20 protein-coding genes and 1 tRNA gene are annotated in these 18,102 nt (G+C 61.8%); 15 read left to right on the top strand and 6 right to left on the bottom strand.

Features of this window, described 5'->3' with window-relative positions; all coding sequences use genetic code 11:
* Positions 1 to 99: 99 nt before the first annotated feature.
* From ACM64M_RS12220 to ACM64M_RS12210, 3 genes are all read left to right on the top strand, one after another.
* The gene (locus ACM64M_RS12220; RefSeq protein ID WP_416228979.1) at positions 100 to 822 is read left to right on the top strand and encodes a hypothetical protein; all 723 of its coding nucleotides are present in this window, start codon (positions 100 to 102) and stop codon (positions 820 to 822) included.
* A 78-nt stretch (positions 823 to 900) separates the two neighbouring features.
* The gene (locus ACM64M_RS12215) at positions 901 to 1,950 is read left to right on the top strand and encodes a mannose-1-phosphate guanylyltransferase (protein ID WP_416228978.1); all 1,050 of its coding nucleotides are present in this window, start codon (positions 901 to 903) and stop codon (positions 1,948 to 1,950) included.
* Positions 1,951 to 1,979: 29 nt separating this feature from the next.
* Entirely contained in the window at positions 1,980 to 2,756 is a 777-nt protein-coding gene (locus tag ACM64M_RS12210) for a class I mannose-6-phosphate isomerase (protein WP_416228977.1), read from the top strand.
* 3 nt (positions 2,757 to 2,759) lie between these two features.
* Here the strand turns inward: ACM64M_RS12210 and ACM64M_RS12205 are convergent, their stop codons facing one another.
* Genes ACM64M_RS12205 through ACM64M_RS12195 form a run of 3 tightly spaced genes read right to left on the bottom strand, consistent with a single transcriptional unit; the run spans position 2,760 to position 5,128 of the window.
* On the bottom strand, positions 2,760 to 3,062 hold the full coding sequence (locus ACM64M_RS12205; protein ID WP_416228976.1) for a polyhydroxyalkanoic acid system family protein: 303 nt from the start codon (positions 3,060 to 3,062) through the stop codon (positions 2,760 to 2,762).
* A 2-nt stretch (positions 3,063 to 3,064) separates the two neighbouring features.
* On the bottom strand, positions 3,065 to 3,886 hold the full coding sequence (locus ACM64M_RS12200; protein WP_416228975.1) for a hypothetical protein: 822 nt from the start codon (positions 3,884 to 3,886) through the stop codon (positions 3,065 to 3,067).
* 9 nt (positions 3,887 to 3,895) lie between these two features.
* Entirely contained in the window at positions 3,896 to 5,128 is a 1,233-nt protein-coding gene (locus ACM64M_RS12195) for a toxic anion resistance protein (RefSeq protein ID WP_416228974.1), read from the bottom strand.
* A gap of 247 nt (positions 5,129 to 5,375) precedes the next feature.
* Between ACM64M_RS12195 and ACM64M_RS12190 the strand changes: the two genes are divergently transcribed.
* Positions 5,376 to 6,941, top strand: coding sequence for a DUF389 domain-containing protein (locus tag ACM64M_RS12190; RefSeq protein ID WP_416228973.1), 1,566 nt, complete (start codon positions 5,376 to 5,378; stop codon positions 6,939 to 6,941).
* Positions 6,942 to 6,965: 24 nt separating this feature from the next.
* Positions 6,966 to 7,391, top strand: coding sequence for a PaaI family thioesterase (locus tag ACM64M_RS12185; RefSeq protein WP_416228972.1), 426 nt, complete (start codon positions 6,966 to 6,968; stop codon positions 7,389 to 7,391).
* Here the strand turns inward: ACM64M_RS12185 and ACM64M_RS12180 are convergent.
* Positions 7,388 to 9,139 carry a fatty acyl-AMP ligase gene (locus tag ACM64M_RS12180; RefSeq protein ID WP_416228971.1) on the bottom strand — a complete coding sequence of 584 codons (1,752 nt, stop codon included), beginning with the start codon at positions 9,137 to 9,139 and terminating at the stop codon, positions 7,388 to 7,390. The genes ACM64M_RS12185 and ACM64M_RS12180 overlap by 4 nt on opposite strands.
* A gap of 131 nt (positions 9,140 to 9,270) precedes the next feature.
* Between ACM64M_RS12180 and ACM64M_RS12175 the strand changes: the two genes are divergently transcribed.
* Genes ACM64M_RS12175 through ACM64M_RS12160 form a run of 4 tightly spaced genes read left to right on the top strand, consistent with a single transcriptional unit; the run spans position 9,271 to position 11,543 of the window.
* A complete protein-coding gene (locus tag ACM64M_RS12175) occupies positions 9,271 to 10,005 on the top strand; it encodes a regulatory protein RecX (protein WP_416228970.1) in 735 nt (244 codons plus the stop codon).
* A complete protein-coding gene (locus ACM64M_RS12170; RefSeq protein WP_416228969.1) occupies positions 9,990 to 10,532 on the top strand; it encodes a DUF192 domain-containing protein in 543 nt (180 codons plus the stop codon). Before ACM64M_RS12175 ends, ACM64M_RS12170 begins: the two co-directional genes overlap by 16 nt.
* Positions 10,533 to 10,591: 59 nt before the next feature.
* A complete protein-coding gene (locus ACM64M_RS12165; RefSeq protein WP_416228968.1) occupies positions 10,592 to 11,014 on the top strand; it encodes an NADH:ubiquinone oxidoreductase subunit NDUFA12 in 423 nt (140 codons plus the stop codon).
* A 25-nt stretch (positions 11,015 to 11,039) separates the two neighbouring features.
* Positions 11,040 to 11,543 carry a DUF2155 domain-containing protein gene (locus ACM64M_RS12160; protein ID WP_416228967.1) on the top strand — a complete coding sequence of 168 codons (504 nt, stop codon included), beginning with the start codon at positions 11,040 to 11,042 and terminating at the stop codon, positions 11,541 to 11,543.
* On the opposite strand, the gene aat is transcribed toward ACM64M_RS12160, so the two are convergent.
* On the bottom strand, positions 11,492 to 12,196 hold the full coding sequence (gene aat / locus ACM64M_RS12155) for a leucyl/phenylalanyl-tRNA--protein transferase (protein WP_416228966.1): 705 nt from the start codon (positions 12,194 to 12,196) through the stop codon (positions 11,492 to 11,494). The two genes, ACM64M_RS12160 and aat, sit on opposite strands and share 52 nt — an antisense overlap.
* Positions 12,197 to 12,304: 108 nt before the next feature.
* On the opposite strand from aat, the gene ACM64M_RS12150 reads away from it, so the two are divergent.
* A tRNA-Trp gene (locus ACM64M_RS12150) sits at positions 12,305 to 12,380 on the top strand.
* Between the two features lie 200 nt (positions 12,381 to 12,580).
* Positions 12,581 to 12,730, top strand: a complete 150-nt coding sequence (locus ACM64M_RS12145) for a hypothetical protein (RefSeq protein ID WP_416228965.1) — start codon at positions 12,581 to 12,583, stop codon at positions 12,728 to 12,730.
* A 42-nt stretch (positions 12,731 to 12,772) separates the two neighbouring features.
* On the opposite strand, the gene ACM64M_RS12140 is transcribed toward ACM64M_RS12145, so the two are convergent.
* The gene (locus tag ACM64M_RS12140) at positions 12,773 to 14,311 is read right to left on the bottom strand and encodes an alanine/glycine:cation symporter family protein (protein WP_416228964.1); all 1,539 of its coding nucleotides are present in this window, start codon (positions 14,309 to 14,311) and stop codon (positions 12,773 to 12,775) included.
* A gap of 265 nt (positions 14,312 to 14,576) precedes the next feature.
* Here ACM64M_RS12140 and secE point away from each other — a divergent pair, with 265 nt between their 5' ends.
* The 4 genes from secE (at position 14,577) to rplK (ending at position 18,099) form a co-directional block, all read left to right on the top strand.
* The gene (secE, locus tag ACM64M_RS12135) at positions 14,577 to 14,801 is read left to right on the top strand and encodes a preprotein translocase subunit SecE (RefSeq protein ID WP_416228963.1); all 225 of its coding nucleotides are present in this window, start codon (positions 14,577 to 14,579) and stop codon (positions 14,799 to 14,801) included.
* 66 nt (positions 14,802 to 14,867) lie between these two features.
* Positions 14,868 to 15,404, top strand: coding sequence for a transcription termination/antitermination protein NusG (gene nusG / locus ACM64M_RS12130; RefSeq protein WP_416228962.1), 537 nt, complete (start codon positions 14,868 to 14,870; stop codon positions 15,402 to 15,404).
* A 76-nt stretch (positions 15,405 to 15,480) separates the two neighbouring features.
* Entirely contained in the window at positions 15,481 to 17,496 is a 2,016-nt protein-coding gene (locus ACM64M_RS12125; RefSeq protein WP_416228961.1) for a tetratricopeptide repeat protein, read from the top strand.
* Positions 17,497 to 17,667: 171 nt separating this feature from the next.
* Positions 17,668 to 18,099: a 50S ribosomal protein L11 gene (gene rplK / locus ACM64M_RS12120; RefSeq protein ID WP_416228960.1), complete on the top strand. Its 432-nt coding sequence runs from the start codon at positions 17,668 to 17,670 to the stop codon at positions 18,097 to 18,099.
* Positions 18,100 to 18,102 lie beyond the last annotated feature (3 nt).

The following is an 18,102-nucleotide window of genomic DNA, read 5'->3' as shown; positions in this document are numbered from 1 at the left end:
GCTCCATCGCAATTTTCTCTGACGCTGGTAAGGTTGCCCAGCGTGGCTTTTGCGCGTCCGGGTAAGGACGCGCTTCAAATACGGTGTGGCACAAAGTCGATGACCAAGTTGAAAAGCGGCTATCAGGGAAAACCGATAGGGGTGCGCTGGCCGCTGCTGGTGGCGATTGCGCTGTTCCATGTGCTCGCACTGTATGGCCTGTCGCGGTTGCTCGCGCCTGAGTTCACCGCATCGGTCGAACGCAGCGTGACCAGCGCCTTTACCGTAACGGTGACAACGCCCCAGGAACTGCCGACTGATCCTCAGCCTGACGAAGGCGCGGACGGCGCAGCGGGAAAGGAGGCGGTGCCGCAGCCGGTCACCGCGCCCACGCCGCGCGTCACCCGTTCTCCGGTGCCGCGGCCGCAGGCGTCCTCCACTGGCACTGCGCCGGATTCGGGCGCGCGTGACAGCGGCGACGGCACTGGCGCAGCGGGCGACGGGATGGGCACGGGCAGTGGCAATCGCGGCGGCGGTCAGGGTAACGGCGCGGCGGTGCGGCCCAGTGTGCGTTCGGGCAGCCTTGACCCGCGGCGCGATTTTCCCATTCCCGATGGCGGGCGCGAGGCACGCTTTGGCACATCGGTCACAGTGGTTTTTACCGTGCAGGCCGATGGCACCGCGCGCGATTGTTCGGTGGCGCGCAGCACCGCCGATGCGCAGACCACAGCGCTGGTGTGCGAGCTCGTGATCGACAAGATCCGCTTCAACCCGGCGCGCAACCGGGCCGGCGATGCGGTCGAGGCGCGCTATGGTTACCGGGTCGATTTCCGCGAGCGATAGCGCCGGAATGGTGCCGTCTTGAGCCATATCGCCGGGCTCTTCACTGGCATTAAACCAAGGCGGTGGTAAGAGAAGAGCATGGTTAATCAGACCCCGATCCATCCGGTGATCCTGTGCGGCGGCAGCGGCACCCGGCTGTGGCCGGTGAGCCGCAAGTCTCTGCCCAAGCCGTTTTTGCCATTGATCGGCGAAACGACGCTGTTTCAACAGGCGGTTCGCCGTGTGACAGGTGATGCGCGTTTTGCCGCGCCGATTGTGGTCGCCGGGTCTGACCATGCCGAGTTGATCGAGGATCAGATGCGCGGTGCGGAATACCGCCTGATCATCGAACCTTCGGCTCGAAACACCGCCCCCGCCATTGCCTTGGCCGCAGCCATTCTGCCTGCCGATGACATCATGCTGGCGTGCCCCAGCGATCACCATATCGCCGACAATGCTGCCTTTTGCAGCACGGCTCTGGCCGCAGCCGAACTGGCGCGTCAGGATTATCTGGTGTCGTTCGGCATCACTCCGGACCGGCCCGAAACCGGCTATGGCTATATTCAAAAAGGCAAAGTGTTGCCAGGCGGATTTGCGGCGACCCGATTTGTCGAAAAGCCCGACCGCGCGCGGGCGGAGGCCTATCTGGCCAGCGGCGAATATTACTGGAACGGCGGCATTTTCGCGTTCCGCGCAGGCGCACTGCTGGATGAACTGGCTGCGCACCGCCCGGCGATGGCCGACGCCGTCCGGCAGGCGGCGGCGCAGGGCCATTCGGAGCGCGCGCGCTTCCATCCCGATGCCGGGATATTCGACCGGATCAAAGGCGACTCCATCGATTACGCGGTGATGGAAAACACCGCACGCGCGGCGTTGGTGCCCGCCAACATGGGGTGGTCCGATATCGGCAATTGGGCCACATTGCAGGATGCGCTGATTGCCGATTGCGGCGATGGTGCTGACAATGTCGTGCAAGGCCGCGCCGATCTGGCCGATTGCGACCGGGTGTTCGCGTCAACCGATGGACCACGCATTTCTGCCGTCGGATTGCGCGACATTTGCATCGTCGTTTCCGGGGGTGAGGTGCTGGTCACCACCCGCGAAGGCGCGCAAACTGTGGGCAAGCTGCCCGGAGCCGCGCAGCAATGATTGCGGCAGTTCGTTCGGTCTCGCCCCGCATGATTGAAAAGGTTTGGGGCCGGACTGCTTTGCCCGCGCCCTTCACCGCACCTGCGGGCAAAAAGATCGGCGAAATCTGGTTCGAACCGCCCCCCGAATTGCCGCAGGTTCTGGTCAAGTACCTCTTCACCAGCGAAAAATTGTCGGTGCAGGTGCACCCGTCCGATGCCGATGCGTTGCCGGGCGAGGCGGGCAAAGAAGAATGCTGGCTGGTGCTCGATGCGCAGCCGGGGGCGCAGCTTGCCATCGGGTTCAACCGGCAGGTTTCGCCCGAGCAGATCGCAGCCGCCGCGCGCGATGGGTCAATTGAGGCGCTGCTGAGTTGGCACAATGCGCAGGTGGGCGATGTGTTTTTCCTGCCTGCGGGCACGGTCCATGCCATCGGTCCCGGTTTGGCCTTGGTGGAGGTTCAGCAAAGCAGCGACACGACTTTTCGCCTCTACGACTATGGCCGCCCGCGCGAATTGCATCTGGAGCGGGCTTTGGCGGTGGCCAAGGGTGTGCCCTATCCGGTCTGTCACAGGAGCAGTGTGGCGGCGCGCGGCCAGACTTTGATCAACGCGGATCATTTCCGGCTCGACCGGATCGAGGGCGCGCCCGATGCGGACGTGTCAGCGACCTATTTCGGCGCGCTGCTGGCGCTGCCGCTGTCAGGTGAGGTGCGGGCGCGATCGGTTCAGGCGCGCGCCGGTCCTGGCGAGTGTCTCTTTGCCGAAAGCATCGAAGCGCTCGATTTTACCGATGCAGGGGTGACGCTGTTGACGCGGGCGAAGTAGCGCTCAGCTTTTTTCGAGCAAGCGGCCGCCGTGTTTGCGCACCGCACGTTCGAGAGTGCCGCGCAGAAAGCCGAGCATCGCTGGCAGGTCCAGTTCAATCACGACGCTGTCTTCGGCGATATCGATTCCGCCTTCGATCCGCTGCCCGGCGGCGGTGATAAGCAGGTCCATACGGTCCTCATTGGGCCAGCTGGTTTGCACATCGGCCATGCCGGGCGGAAAATAATCGGCGATTTCGTGGCCGTGCTTGTGCATCCGGGCGCGCACTTCCTCGCGCCCGAGCGTGTGGGGGAGTGAGACGCGCATCGTCAGCGGGCCTGCTTGGTGGGTTCAGGCGCAGAGGTGAGGTCTGGCAGCGGCACGCCCGATCCCTCACCGCGCATATCGGCGATCAATTCGTCCCCGCCATAGCGGTAATCGAGGTAGCGCGATTTGACCGCCAGATCGTCCAGCGCCCCTTCTGCCAGACGCCGGGTCACCCGCTCGACCTCGCCCGAAATTTTCGACAGGCTCGACACCAGCCGGTCATCGGCGGTCTGGCCTGCGTGGGCCTCGCGGCGCAAATGTTCGGGAATCTTGCGATAATTGTCGATCGTTTCGGGGATATATTCGCCCACCAGCTCGCGCACCTCGGCCATCGCTGGATGTGCGGCGTCGAGCGTCTGCAATTGCAGCCCAAGCGCATCGAGTTGAACTCCGAGCTGATCGACAATCGCCGCCGCTGGAGCGGGCAAGGCTGGCCGCTGCGATTCCAGCCAGAGTTCGCTGCGCGCGACCATTTGCTGCGGGTTGCCGAGTTTGAGTTCCGATCTTTTCGGTGGTTTCGGCGTGGGCGCAACCGCAAAAATTCCTACCGCCACCACGACCGCCAGCACCAGCGCCATCACGCCCCAGAAACCGATCCCGCCAATCACTGCACCAACAATCCCGGTTGCCACAAAAATCGCCACCAGCGCCGCCGCCAGATAGGCACCGCGTTTCAACAAATGTTGAAACTTGGCCTGAGCGCTGCCTTTGCCGATACTCTTTGCGCCAATGCCGGGGCGATGCGTCCCGCCTTCTTGCTGGGTAACCAGCGAGCGTTTGGCGGCGCCCAATATCTGATCGGATTCGCGTGTGCTGTCTGCCATCCTTGGTCCTTACCGGTCCAGCGACAACAGCGACGGGTCGGAGGCGACCTTGGCCTGCGCCTGCGCCTGACCTTCGGCGCGGGCGATGTAGCCTTTCGACTTCTCGACCTCGGTGGTCAGCACATTGACTGTCTGCTTCATGCTGTCGAGCGCGCGCAGTTTGAAACTGTCGACCTCATCCATGGTGTCATAGATATTCTGGAACGCGCGTTGCAGCGTTTCCAGCGGGATCGTCGATGACGCGGCCTGTTCGTGGATTTGCGCGGTCTGTTCGCGCAGCAATGTGCTGGTCGAATCGATGATGTCGGAGGTGGTTTTGTTCAAGGATGTGATCTGTTGCAGCACCAGTCTCTGATTGGTCATTGCCTGCGCCACCGTGACCGCCGTTCGCAGCGCGCCGACGGTGGTGGTGCTGGCGCGGTCTACGCCCTTGACCAGTTCGATGTTGTTTTTCTTCACCAGGTCAAGCGCGAGATAACCCTGCACGCTGACCGCCATCTGCGTCAGCAGATCCTGCGTGCGCTGACGCACATAGAACAGCGCGGATTCGCGCAAGGCTTTGGCCTTGGCCGGATCTGAGCTGTCGAGTTCGAGCGCCTTCGCTTCCAGCCGCGCATCCAATGTCTTGGCGATGTGGATCATCTGTTCCAATTCGCCCATCGCTTCCCATAATTTGGCGCGTTCGGTGTCGATTGCGGCATTGTCGAGATGCAGCTCTTTCTTGCCGCTATCCAGCCGCTGGAGGATCGCCTGAATATGGCCCTGCGCGCTGGTGTAGCTGTCGAAATAATTCTTGAGCTTGTTGCCGAACGGGATGATGCCAAACAGCTTGCGCGGGGACAGCAGCTTGCTCTTGCGGCCCGGATCGAGGTCTTCGACGGTGCGGCGCAATTCGGCGAGGTCGCTGCCGACGCTGCTGTCGGCATCCATTGCGCGCACCGGGCGGTCGAGGAAGCGGTTGGAATGCGCGGCGGCGGCGCGGATCTGTTCCTGCCCCATGCGCGTGATCTGATCGACTTTTTCTCCGAACGCAGGCGAATTGGCATCGACCGAAACCAGGTCGGCGACGAAGGCATCAACCTTGGTATCCAATTTCGATTTCTGTTCGGTAGAGACCGGCACCAACCCGGCGGCTTGCTCCGCTGCGACCACGGGCACGGGGTCGGGCGGGGTCAACTGAAAATCCGTGGCCGTTTTGGTCGCGGTGGCGATGGTGGTCTCTGGCTTCATTTCGGTGCTCATGCGGCGTCTTGGCTCCCTGAACTGCCGCGGCGGCGTTGTTGGCCGGGCGGCGTTCCTATCCAGTGTATTAGTGATCTAAAACACGCGTTTCAAGTTTACAGTCAAGCTAGCGCGTTTGTCTGCATCAATCCAACGCCCATTTGCCGCCCCCGCCAGAAACCTTGTCCCCTCTCGCGCCGCGTCATATCCGCTTCCGTTCGGAGGCGATTGACCGTAAGGCTTCCGGCCAATCAGGGAAGCAACACCAGTGACCGACGAAACCTCTCCGCCGCCTGCTCCATCAAGTTCGGGCTACACGCCAGTCCCGCCACGAGGCGCGGCAGCGGTGGCTGGCGATGGCATGTCGATTGCGCGGGTGCTGTTCAGCCTGCGCCGGTGGTGGCGCGAAGATGTGGTCGGCACGGTCGAACAGGCGCAGGTGATCGAGAAGCGCCGCGCCGAATGCGCTCTGTCCGAACGCTATCTGTTTATGACCGCAATGAGCGCGGGGATCGCGGTGCTCGGCCTGCTGCTGTCTTCGCCTGCGGTGGTGATCGGAGCGATGTTGCTGTCGCCGCTGATGGATCCGATCATGGGGCTGGGTTTCGCGTTGGCAATTGGCGATTACCAATGGCTTAAGAAGTCCGCGCGCAGCCTCGCCTGGGGCACGGTGATGGCGGTCGCGCTGACTGCGGCGCTGGTGTATCTGTCGCCGATCCAGACGATCACGTCAGAAATCGCCGCGCGCACCCAGCCCAATCTGTTTGACCTGTTCGTTGCACTGTTTTCCGCGCTCGCGGGTGCCTATGCGATGATCCGCGGGCGAGAGGGCACGATTGTCGGCGTCGCTATTGCGACCGCTTTGATGCCGCCGCTGGCGACCGTGGGTTTTGGCCTGGCAACGTGGAACTGGACGGTGTTTTCGGGCGCGCTGTTGCTCTATGTCACCAACCTCATCACGATTGCGCTGACCGCGCTGGCGATGGCGCGGCTTTATGGATTCCGCACCTCGCTCAGCTCGCGCAACACCTTGTTTCAGAACATCGCCGTCGCAGCGGTGTTCGTGGCGCTGGCGATTCCGCTGGCCCTGTCGCTGCAACAGATCGCGTTTCAGACCAACGCGCAGCGGGTGATTCGCGCAGAGATTTATGAACCCTTCGTCGACGGCACTGAAATATCGCGCTTCGATGTCGATTTCCGGGCCGATCCGATTGTGATTGGCGCATCGGTTTACACCCCCAATCCGCTGCCAGAGGCGGAGGCGCAAATCGAACGCGCGCTGTCGGCTCGGCTCGATCAACCGGTCGAACTGTCGCTAACGCAGTTGCAGGTTGGCACTGCGGCGAGCGCCGCGCAGCAGGCTCAGCTTTCCGCCGCCCGCGCCAATGAGGAAGAGGTCGCACGGGAGCGCGCCGCCTCGCTTGCCACCCGGCTTGCACTGGTTGCGGGCGTGACCGAAGACGAAGTGACGGTGGATCGCACCCGCCGCCGCGCCACCGTGCGGGCAGAGCGGCTCGATGGCGCAACCTTGGCGGCCTATCGGGCGCTGGAGATGCGGATTGCCGCGACTGAGCCGGACTGGACCATCGAATTGTTGCCGCCGATAGGCGATTTGCCCGATGCCATCCCTTTTGATGCAGACGGACCCACGCCCGAAGGCGCTCAGGCGCTGAGCGTGATCGAATGGGCGTCCAAGCGGATCGATCTGCCGATCGTGCTCGCCGGAAATGATGAGCAGGCGACCCAAGCGGCCGAAATCCTCGCGCGGCGCGGGGTAAGCGTCAGCGTGCGCAGCGGCGGCGGAGAATTGAGCGCGGATTGGGGCGGGAACTAGCCCATTCAATACAGGGGGCAGAGCATGACCAGAACACTTGCTGACTTCTTTCCGGTCACTGCCGAGAACGCTGCCGAAGCGTTCGACTGGATCTACGCGCCGTGGATCAAAGAGATGGGCCTCACCGATTTCGAACTGCGCGAAGGCTATTTCGCGGCGCGCCTCCCGCAATCACCCGACTTGCAGTTCTTTACCGGATCGATCTGCGGTCAAGCGCTGATGGCGGCGATCGACACTGTCGCTTCAATGGCGGTCGCGACCGGTTCGCGGGTTTCGAAAGGCACGGTCTATCAGCACACACATTTCCTGCGTCCAGCAACAGGCGAGGATCTGATGATCGCAGCCGAAGTCCGGCGCTTCGGCAAAGCCAGCGCTTATATCGATTGCACTGTCACGCTCGCCGATTCAGGCACGCTGTGCACGCATGCGGTGCTCGAATTCGCGTTTTAGGCCGCCAGTTCGAGCGGGACGATCTCGCCCGACAGATACAGTTTCTTCGCCTTGGCCCGGCTCAGCTTGCCTGAGCTGGTGCGTGGCAGGGTGCGCGGCGGGACCAGTTCGACAACACAGCGCATGCCGGTGACCGAACGCACCTTGTCGGCGATCTGCTCGCGCAGTTTCAGCCGCTCGACCGGGTCAGAAACGCGGCAATGGACCAGCACGGCGGGCGCTTCCTCGCCATTGTCCGTCTCGATCGAGAAAGCTGCAATGTCGCCGTGGTTGAAACCGGGCAATTGTTCCACCGCCCATTCGATATCCTGCGGCCAGTGGTTCTTGCCGTTGATGATAATCATGTCTTTCGCCCGGCCGACGATGAACAGATACCCGTCTGCGGTGTAGCCCATGTCGCCCGTGTCGAGCCAGACTCCCTTGCCGTCTTCGCTTGGGACGAGGCAATCCTGCGTCGCTTCCTCGTTGCGGAAATAGGAATGCATGACGCTGGGGCCCTGACACCAGACCTTGCCGATCTGGTGATCGCCGCGCGCATGGCCGTCTTCGCCGGTGATCAACACCTGCATGTCGGGCAAAGGCTTTCCGCAATTGACGATGGCGCGATACCGGGCCGGGCGCGAAATGTCGCGCGGAGTGCCCGAAAGGCGCTCTTCCTCGACCAGTTCAACCCTGATCCCTTCGCCCGGCGGCATGACGGTGACGGCCAGCACCGCTTCGGCAAGCCCATAGGAAGGGGTGAAGGCCGCCGCCTTGAACCCCGCGTCGGCAAAGGCGTTGACGAAACTCTGCATCACATCCGGGCGGATCATATCCGCGCCATTGCCCGCGATACGCCAGCGCGACAGGTCAAACCGCTCCGCCACCTGGCTCTGGCTGGAAATGCGGCGGGCGCAGATGTCATAGCCGAATGTGGGAGAATAAGAGACGGTGTTGCCCTGATTGCGGCTGATCATGTCGAGCCACGCCAGCGGACGCCGGGCAAAGGCATCGGGTTTGAGAAAATCGACCGAAAACTGATTGGCGATCAACGACAGGAAACAGCCGACCAGCCCCATGTCATGATACCACGGCAGCCAGCTGACGCAGCGGTCATTCTCACCCAGCTCCATCGAGACGGCATGGCCGTAAAGATTGTGCAACAAAGCCCGGTGCGTCACCGCGACGCCGGTGGGGAAGCGGGTCGATCCGCTGGAATATTGCAGGTAACAAATATCGTCGGGCGATGCCTCGGGCAGATCGACAACCGGAGCCGCGCGCTGGGCAAATTCCTGCCAGCTTTCCCCCGCACAGCCCTGCCGCGCGGCGGCAGCTGCGGCCATTTCGCCGATTTCCTCAGGATAGATCAGGATCGCGGGATCGGCGCTTTGCAACTGCACTGCCAGCTGGTCGATATAATTGTCCTTGCCGCCAAAGGTGGTGGGCAAAGGCAGCGGCACCGGCCATGCCCCGGCATAGACGCAGGCGCAGAACAGCGCGGCGAAATCGGGGCCGGTTTCCGCGATCAGGGCAACGCGGTCTTCCGCGCCAATGCCCGCATCGATCAGCCGGTATGCCATCGCAATCGCGTCTTCGCGCATTTCGGAATAGGGATAGACGCGTTCCAATTGCCCGCGCATATCATGAAAATTCAGGCCCTTCTTGCTGCGAGCGGCATAATCAATCGCGTCATTAAAGGTCGCAAACTGCGCGCGGATTCGCGGCAATTCGCAATCATTCGGCGTTGGGACCATGGCGGCTTCGGTCATTTTATCAGCGATACCCGTAATTTGCGGCGCGCATTTGCGTGCTCTATTGTATCCCCACAGCCACCGGCGCAATGTGCCGGTGGTCGTCCAGCTTTCCCATTTGATAAGGATAGTGGCACGAATAAGGCGAAATGGTTTCACAGGAAAGCAAAACGTCATCGCATGGTAGCGAATCAGGCGGTCTGGCACCGGACGATGAGGCACGTCCGCGCCGCCAGCAAAAGGCGCAAGGTGCAAGCAATCAGCGCAAAAAGGCCCGCCCGCTTGACCAGACCATGCTTCGGGATCTGGCGTTATCCTATGCCGCACGCTTTGCCACCACGGGTGCCAAGCTGGAGGGATACCTTGCCCGCAAGCTGCGCGAACGCGGCGTCGCAGAGGATGCAGATGGCCGCACGCCAGAGCTTGACGTGACCGGAATTGTCACCCGGATGATCGAACTCGGCTATGTCGATGACGATGCCTATGCAAGGTCGCGCAGCCGCGATCTGACCGCGCGCGGGTTTGGCGCAAGACGGGTCGAGCAGACATTATGGGCGGCGGGTGTAGCGGAGGACCTGCGCGCCGATCACGCCCCCGGAGAGGCCGAAAGCCGGCGTGCGGCGGTTCTGCTGGCAAAAAAGCGCCGGTTCGGCCTGTTCGCCCAAGGGGGCAAGGCCGACGCGGGTGAAAACGCTGGCGGCGATTCCCACGCGCGCCAGAAGCTGCGCGAAAAGCAGGTTGCCGCAATGCTGCGGGCAGGGCATTTGTATGACCACGTGCGGTTCATACTTGATGCAGCCGCAATCGCCGAAGTGGAAGAATGGCTGGCCGAGGCAGAAGCCGAAGAATCACAGGGAGAGAGCGGATTATGGGTAAATGGGTAAGCATGTTCGCAGCCTTAATTCTGGCCGCGTGTTCGGCAGCGGACGGGTCATCGGCCAATGCGCAGGTCACAAGAGCCGAGGATAAATCTGCCGGTCAGGCTGCGATCGTTACCACCGAGCGAGCGGTCCCGACCGAGCACCCTGAATCGGGCTTGCAGTTAATCACAGTCACAGTTCACACCGGCGATGAACAGATCGGTTTCCTGACCGAATTGGCCGACACCAACGAAGCGCAGGCGCGTGGATTGATGTTTCGCACCGAACTTGATGACTTTGCCGCGATGCTGTTTCCCTCTTACACCCCGCAGGTGCGCAGCTTCTGGATGAAGAACACCCCGCTGCCGCTCGACATCATCTTTATTGGGCCGGACAATCGGATCGCCAATATCGCCAAAGGCGTGCCCTATTCGACCGACAGCGTCGCATCTGATGGCCTCGCCATCGCCGTGTTCGAAATTCGCGGCGGACGATCGGAGGAACTGGGGATCAAGCCGGGCGATCTGGTCGAGTTTACCCTGCCGCAGTGACAATCAACCTTGGCGCAAGGCAGCAATTGGTTTAACCGGCCGCGCATGGGAATGGCATCATGAGCATCTTAGGAAAAATCTTCACCTGGTGGGATGGGGCAACCATCGGCACGCATTGGTGGTCGGCACGCGTAGGAGGTGAGCAGGTCGGCACCGATGCGCAGGGGAACACCTATTTCCGCGCCAAGGTAAAGCCGGGGCAGAAGCCCAACGGCTCCTACACTCAGCGCGAACGCCGCTGGGTGATCTACAACGGGCAAAACGATGCCAGCCGCGTGCCGAGCGAATGGCACGGCTGGCTGCACGGCTCGTTTGTCGATGTGCCCGAAAGCTATCTGCCTCCGGCGCATATCTGGGAGGTGGATTACACCCCCAACGCCACCGGCACGCCGCAGGCATACCGGCCGCAAGGTGCGCTTGAACGCGGCGGTCAGCGCGCCGCAGCTGACGGCGATTACGAAGCCTGGAGCCCAGAGGGCTGAGCGCGCCAGAGTGATGCGCGCGCCCTTGAACTCCCCGCTTGGCTCGCTGACCTGCGCTGCGCTGGCCGCGATTGCCTTGAGTGGTTGCGGCGAGGCGGGGCCGGACGAAGGTTCGGACACGGTCGAAGTGCCAGTGAACGAGGCTGCGGCCCCTGCCGATGGGGCCGATACCGTCGCGGCGGCTGAAGACATCGGTGCAACCCCCATGGCAGAGCGGACGGCGACGATTGGCCTGCTCAACAAACGCAACAATGTCAGCCGGGACCTTGAATTGCGCCCTGGCGAGGTTTTTGAAGATGGTCCGGTGATCGTCCGGCTGGCCGCTTGCGAACGCACCGCGCCCTATGAATTTCCGAGCGAAACCGGCGCTTTCGTGCAGGTCGATGTGCTCGAACGCGGCCAGGATCAGCACCGCCGGGTTTTTTCAGGCTGGCTGTTCAAGGAGAACCCCAGCCTCAACGTCGTCGAACATCCGGTCTATGATGTCTGGGTCAAAGACTGCGCGATGAGTTTTCCCGGCGACGAATGATCGCCGCCTGATGTGAGGTTGGCATAGGCTTCGGCGAGGCTGCAACGCGGCTTTCCGCGCGCGGCTTCGACCCGGTGCAAATATTTGGCTTGCGGCATTTCCACTGCGCCCAGCGTTTCCAGATGATCGGTGATGAACTGGCAATCGAGCAAGGTGTATCCCGCCTCGCGCAGCAGCGCCACCAGCCAACACAGCGCCACCTTGCTGGCATTGTCCGCAAGGCTGAACATGCTCTCGCCGCAAAACACCCGGTCAAAGGCGACGCCGTAAAGCCCGCCAGCCAGCACCCTCTCGCCATCTGCCTCGGCCCAGCATTCGATCGAATGGGCGTGGCCTGCACGGTGCAGCCCGGCATAGCTGGCGACGATGCGGTCGCTGATCCAGCTTTCGGGATGGCCCGGACGCGGCGCGGCGCAGGCCCGCATCACCGGCTCGAACGCGAGGTCAAGCGTGACCGCGAACCGGTCAGCGCGCAGCACTTTGCGCAGCGATTTCGACACATGCAGACCGCCCAACGGGATGATCGCCCGCTCGCGCGGCTCGACCCAGAATATATCCTGATCCTCGCGCGTGTCCGCCATCGGGAAAATCCCGCTGCGATAGGCGAGCAGCAGGGTGTCGACCGGGACAGGAGGGCGGATGGGCGAATGCATGGTGTTTCTTTAACAGCAAAGATGCGCCGCGATTGCATGGATGCGACGGGCGGTGCCAAAGACCGGTTGCGTATTGTTGGAGGCTTCGATAAAGCGCGCGGCTCGTGCAGGGGCGTAGCTCAGCTGGTAGAGCATCGGTCTCCAAAACCGAGGGCCACGGGTTCGAATCCTGTCGCCCCTGCCAATTTGCCATAAACTGCCGGTGTGCACCGGCCTGCTATGCCGGCTGACCATTGATCCCAGCACGCCGTCGATTTTGCCCAATCGTTCATCCGATACTACCGTAAGATGAATACGAACTAACCGCTCGCTCAGCTTGGCGTCAGACGAGCCGTGCAATTTCATCGTTCAACCGAGCAAATGTGCTCGAACAGGAGGATGAAAATGAGCCACCACATCTATCACTCGTCAAAACCCGATCCGTGGAGCAGCCCGCGTCCGCCGCTCAATCCGGCGATCCGCGCGCAGGCTTTTGGGCGGGTGCAGCCAATGCATCAGCCGACATGGCTCGAACGGCTTTTCGGGATGTATTGAGGACAAGAGGCGCGCGGAGCATTGCTGCGCGCGCCTTTCGCCTCAATATTCCTCAGGCTCTTCGGGTGTGTCCTCGCGGAAATCCTTGCCCGCTGTGCGGTCGCCCTGTGCCAGCTTGAACACCACACCCGATAGCAGCACCAGCGCCAGCAGGTTGGGCAGCGCCATCGCCGCATTGGCGATGTCGCCCATCCGCCACACCAGCGTCAGGTCGAGCGTCGATCCGAGGTAGATCACCACGCACCACAGCACCCGCCAGATCATATGCAGCACTTTTTCGCCCGCGCGGGTCGAACCGGGGATGCGGTCGTAGATGAAAGTGATCGCGCGTTCCCCGTAATAACTCCAGGTCAGCAGCGTGGTGAACACAAACAGGATCAGCGCAATCGACGCGATCAGCGTGCCGATTGGAACGCTGAAAACTTCAAGTGGAAACGCCGCGGCAAAGGCTCCGCTGGTCATCGCAAAGCCTTGCAGATCGGAATTCCACGCGTGGCTCACCACCTGATCCCCGGCGGTGAAATTGCCTTCGACGGTCAGCATCACCAGCGCCGTCATGGTGCAGATCACAATCGTGTCGATAAACGTGCCCAGCATCGCCATCCGGCCCTGTTGTTCCGGATCGCTGGTCTGCGCGACCGCGTGGGCGATCGGAGTCGAGCCTTGCCCCGCCTCGTTGGAGAACAGCCCGCGCGCCACACCGGCGCGGATCGCCAGCATGATCGCTGCCCCGGCAAAGCCTCCGGTTGCCGCCTGCGGGTTGAGCGCCCCGTGGAAAATCAGCCCAAAGGTTTCGGGCAGATCGCCAAAGTTCAAGATCAGCGCGATGATTGCCATCACAATATAGGCCCCCGCCATAAACGGAATGATCTTTTCCGCGACGCTGCCAATCGACTTGATCCCGCCGATGATGACGATGAACACCAGAATCGCCGTGACAAGCCCGCCGACCCATTCCTCAATCCCGAACAATTCACCCATGCCGTCGGCAATGGCATTAGCCTGAATCGAATTGCCGGTGACCAGAGCGGAGAACAGCGTGCCGAGGCAGAACACCACGGCAAGCCATGTCCATTTCTTGCCCAGACCCATCATGATGTAGGTCATCGGTCCGCCGCGATAGACGCCGTCCGATGTTTTTTCGCGGTAACGGATCGCCAGTGATCCTTCGGCAAAGGCCAGCGCCATCCCGATCAGCGCGGTGACCCACATCCAGAAAATCGCGCCGGGTCCGCCCAGCGTGATGGCAGTGGCCACCCCGGCCAGATTGCCCGTGCCGACCTGTCCCGAAAGGGCGGTGGAAAGCGCGGCAAAGGGCGAGATCTCGCCTGCCCCTTCGCCTTTGCGTCCGGCGAACAGGCCCTTGAAAGCGCTGCCCAGCTTGACGATGGGGTAAAACCGCAGACCAATCATGATCCACATGCCGATGCCCAGCAAAATCAGCGTCATCGGCGGGATTGGCTGGCCGCCAATGGAAAGCCACCACAGCGCCTCCCCGTTCCACGTGCCGCCCCAGATAAAGTCCGAAACATTGGTAACCGGCGCGATCCACGCTTCTGCGCCCGATGGTGCTGCAGCCATATCTGGCTATCCCCTTATTGCTATCCCGAAATCGGGCCGGTCCCCCCGGCCTTCAGACAAGTGGGTCACGCTAATGTGCGCCGTCGCACTTGACTAGCCCCGAAGGCGCGCTTCACCCTTGCTTTCCTGTGCACCGCGTCATATTAGCGATGGCAATCCCGACATCGGTAATTTCCCAAGCCCCTCCGCGACCTTGTCCCGGGCGGCGCGGGGCCCTACCTGAAAGCCGGACAGAAACATTACACGCGAAGGCGAAAGGCTACCCATGGCCCAAACACCCAAAGCCGAAGAGAAGAAGCGCAAGACATCGGTTCCCGAATTCGTGAATCAGGTTCGGACCGAGTTTAACAAGGTCGTGTGGCCGACCCGCGATGAGACGGTGCGCACCGCGGTTTTTGTGTTCATCTTTATGGTGGTGCTGTCGCTGTTTTTCCTTGGCATTGACAGCGTGTTCAACGCCCTCGTCAATTTCCTGCTCACGCTTGCGTGAGTGTGCGGGCCTGATTTAACCGGCGCAAACGCGCCCTATTCAAGACTTTCGATCTAAGGACCATTCATGTCTCGCTGGTATATTATTCACGCCCATTCCGGCTTTGAAAACAAGGTGAAAGACGCGATCCTCGCCGAGGCGGACCGGCTTGGCCTGGCCGAAGCGGTTGAGGAAATCGAGGTTCCGACCGAAACCATCACCGAGGTCAAGCGCGGCAAGAAAGTTCAGGTCGAACGCAAATTCATGCCCGGTTATGTGCTGGCCAAATTGCGGATGAACGACGATGTCTATCACCTCGTCAAGAACACGCCCAAGGTCACCGGCTTCCTAGGCAACAACAACAAACCGCAGCCGATCAGCGAGAAAGAGGCCGCGCGCTATTTCGGCGGTGTTGAGGCAGCCAAGGCCGCGCCCAAGCAGCAGGTCAGCGTCGATTACGAAATCGGCGATTCGGTCAAAGTGCTCGATGGGCCCTTCGCCAGCTTCAACGGCGTCGTCGAAGAGCTCGATTTCGACAAGTCCAAGGTCAAGGTCAGCGTTTCGATCTTTGGTCGTCCGACTCTGGTTGAACTTGATTTTGAACAGGTCGAACTGGCCAAGTAAACCCGCAGCGGGCAGGGCGCTTGCCGCGCTGACTGTCATGCTGGTGACCGGCCCCGGTGCTTGCTAGGCTGCGCGCATGGGCACGATGCGCCAGCCTTCGCCGGATCAGATTCGCACGCTAACCGGGCTTTACCGGGCGCAGCGTTACGCCGATGCCTTGAAATTCGCCCGCGCATTGTGCGCCGAATGTCCCGAATTTGATGGCGGGTGGAACGTGCGCGGAGCGGCGGCGCGCGCGCTGGGCTATGCGGGCGAGGCCGCCGAGAGTTTTCGCCGCGCCTGCCAGATCAACCCCCGATATTCCGGCGCACCCTATAATCTGGGGCTGGTGCTACAGGACGAAGGGCAATTGATCGAAGCCATGGCGGCCTATCGCCGCGCGCTCGATATCGATCCCGACATGGCGCAGGCGCACAACAATCTGGGCAGTGTCCTGACCCGGCTGGGAGAAATCGACGCGGCGATCCTGCATCTGCGCCGCGCCTGTGTCTTGCGCCCCGATCTGGCAGAGGTTCACAACAGCCTTGGCAATGCGCTCAAACGCGCCGGGCTACAGACCGATGCCATCACCGCCTATCGCACGGCGATTGAAGCCCGCCCGGATTTTGCCAAGGCCCATTACAATCTCGGCACAATCGCGCAGGAACGCGGCGAAGACGCGGTTGCCATTGCTGCGTTTCGCAAGGCTCTGGCGCTGGACCCGGACAATGCGCTGGCGAAAGCAAACCTGCTGTATCAATTGGCGCAGCATTGCGACTGGCCCGCGATGGACGAATTTTCAGACGCGATTGCAGATCTTGGGGTGACCGGTGAGGGCGTGCCGCCGTGGCCGTTTTTGGCGTTAGAGGACGTGCCTCATCGGCAATTGGCCCGGGCAAAAAGCTGGGCGGACCGCAATTTCAAGCTCGCGCCGGGGGCAATGGCCGGATCGGCAGATGCGGGCGGCAAGTCTGCCGCGCGGGTGGGCGAACGGCGGCTGCGGCTGCTGTATGTCAGCGCCGACTTCCACGATCATCCCGGCGCTCGGCTGCTCGGGGGGTTGCTGCGCGAACATGACCGGTCGCGGTTTGAAGTGCACGGATTCAGCATCGGGGCAAAGCGCGATGACGCCTACCGCCGCGCATCGGAACAGAGCATCGAGCATTTCCACGATGTCGCCGGGTGGTCCGACGAACGCATCGTCACCCTCGCGCGCTCGCTCGACTTTGATATCGCCATCGACCGGCAAGGTTACACGGTCGATTCGCGCAGCGGTCTGTTCAAACAGAAACTGGCCCCGTTGCAGGTCACCTATCTCGGCTATCCCAGCACCTTGGGCACCAATTTCATCGATTATCTGATCGCCGATCCACATGTGATTCCTGATCGGCACCGCGCGCATTATTCAGAGGCGCTGATCCGCCTGCCGTATTGCTATGTGCCCGCAGACAATCAGCTTCCGATCGCCAAGACACCCACCCGCCGGGCCGATCACGGCCTGCCCGAAAACGCGCTTGTGCTGTGCTGTTTCAACAGCAATTACAAAGTGACGCGCCGCGAATTCGACATCTGGATGCGGGTGCTGAAACAGATCAAAGGCAGTGTGTTGTGGCTGTTTCAATCCAATGCGCATGTGCAGGCCAATCTGGGTAAGCAGGCGCGGGCGCGCGCGGTCGATCCGGCGCGGCTGATCTTTGCGAGGCGGATTGCCAATCCCGAGCATCTGGAGCGGCACCGCCACGCTGATCTGTTTATCGACACATTTTGCATGAACGCGCATACGACCGCCAATGACGCGCTGTGGGCAGGGCTGCCGGTGGTGACGCGGGAGGGCGAGCAATTCGCCGCGCGGGTCGCCTCCAGCCTGCTTCATGCGGTGGGCCTGCCCGAACTGGTGACGCACGATGATGCGGAATATAAACGCCTGATCCTGCGATTGGCACAGGACCCGGCGGGCCTCGCTGCAATCCGTGCAAAGCTCGCCGCGAACCGGCTCAGCGCGCCGCTGTTCAACACGGCGATGTACACGCGCCATTTCGAGGCCGGCATGGAGGCGGCGCTGGCGCGCTATCGTCAGGGTCTGCCCCCGGCGGATATCACCGTCCCGCAATAGCGCGGGCGGTCCATTCGGCGCTTGCATCACGGCACAAAACCGCTATGCGGCGCGCTCTCGTCGAATAGACGCGAATCCGTGCGGGAGGCTGTCCGAAAGGGTTGCCGCTGGACCGCTTAACATGACCTTGCTGGCGAAAACCGGCAGGGAACAGTGCGAAAGGAGGCCCCAGTGGCCAAGAAAATCGAAGGCTATATTAAGCTGCAAGTGCCCGCGGGCACTGCAAATCCCTCTCCGCCAATCGGCCCGGCTCTGGGTCAGCGCGGCGTGAATATCATGGAATTCTGCAAGGCGTTCAACGCCGCGACCGACAGCCTTGAAAAAGGCATGCCGATCCCGACGACGATCACCGTCTATGCTGACCGGTCGTTCACCTTCATCACCAAAACTCCGCCCGCCAGCTTTCTGATCAAGAAGGCTGCGAAGCTGAAATCGGGTTCGAAAGAGCCGGGCAAGGTGGTCGCAGGCTCGATCACGCAATCCCAGGTGAAGGAAATCGCCGAGACCAAGATGGCTGATCTCAACGCAAACGATATCGAACAGGCCATGAAGATCATCGAAGGCTCCGTGCGTTCGATGGGCCTCGAAGTGGTGGAGGGCTGAACC

The organism is Qipengyuania sp. ASV99, from assembly GCF_047872805.1.
Lineage (GTDB): Bacteria > Pseudomonadota > Alphaproteobacteria > Sphingomonadales > Sphingomonadaceae > Erythrobacter.
Note: the sequence above shows the minus strand (reverse complement) of the source record. Positions and strands in the feature narration are given on the sequence as shown.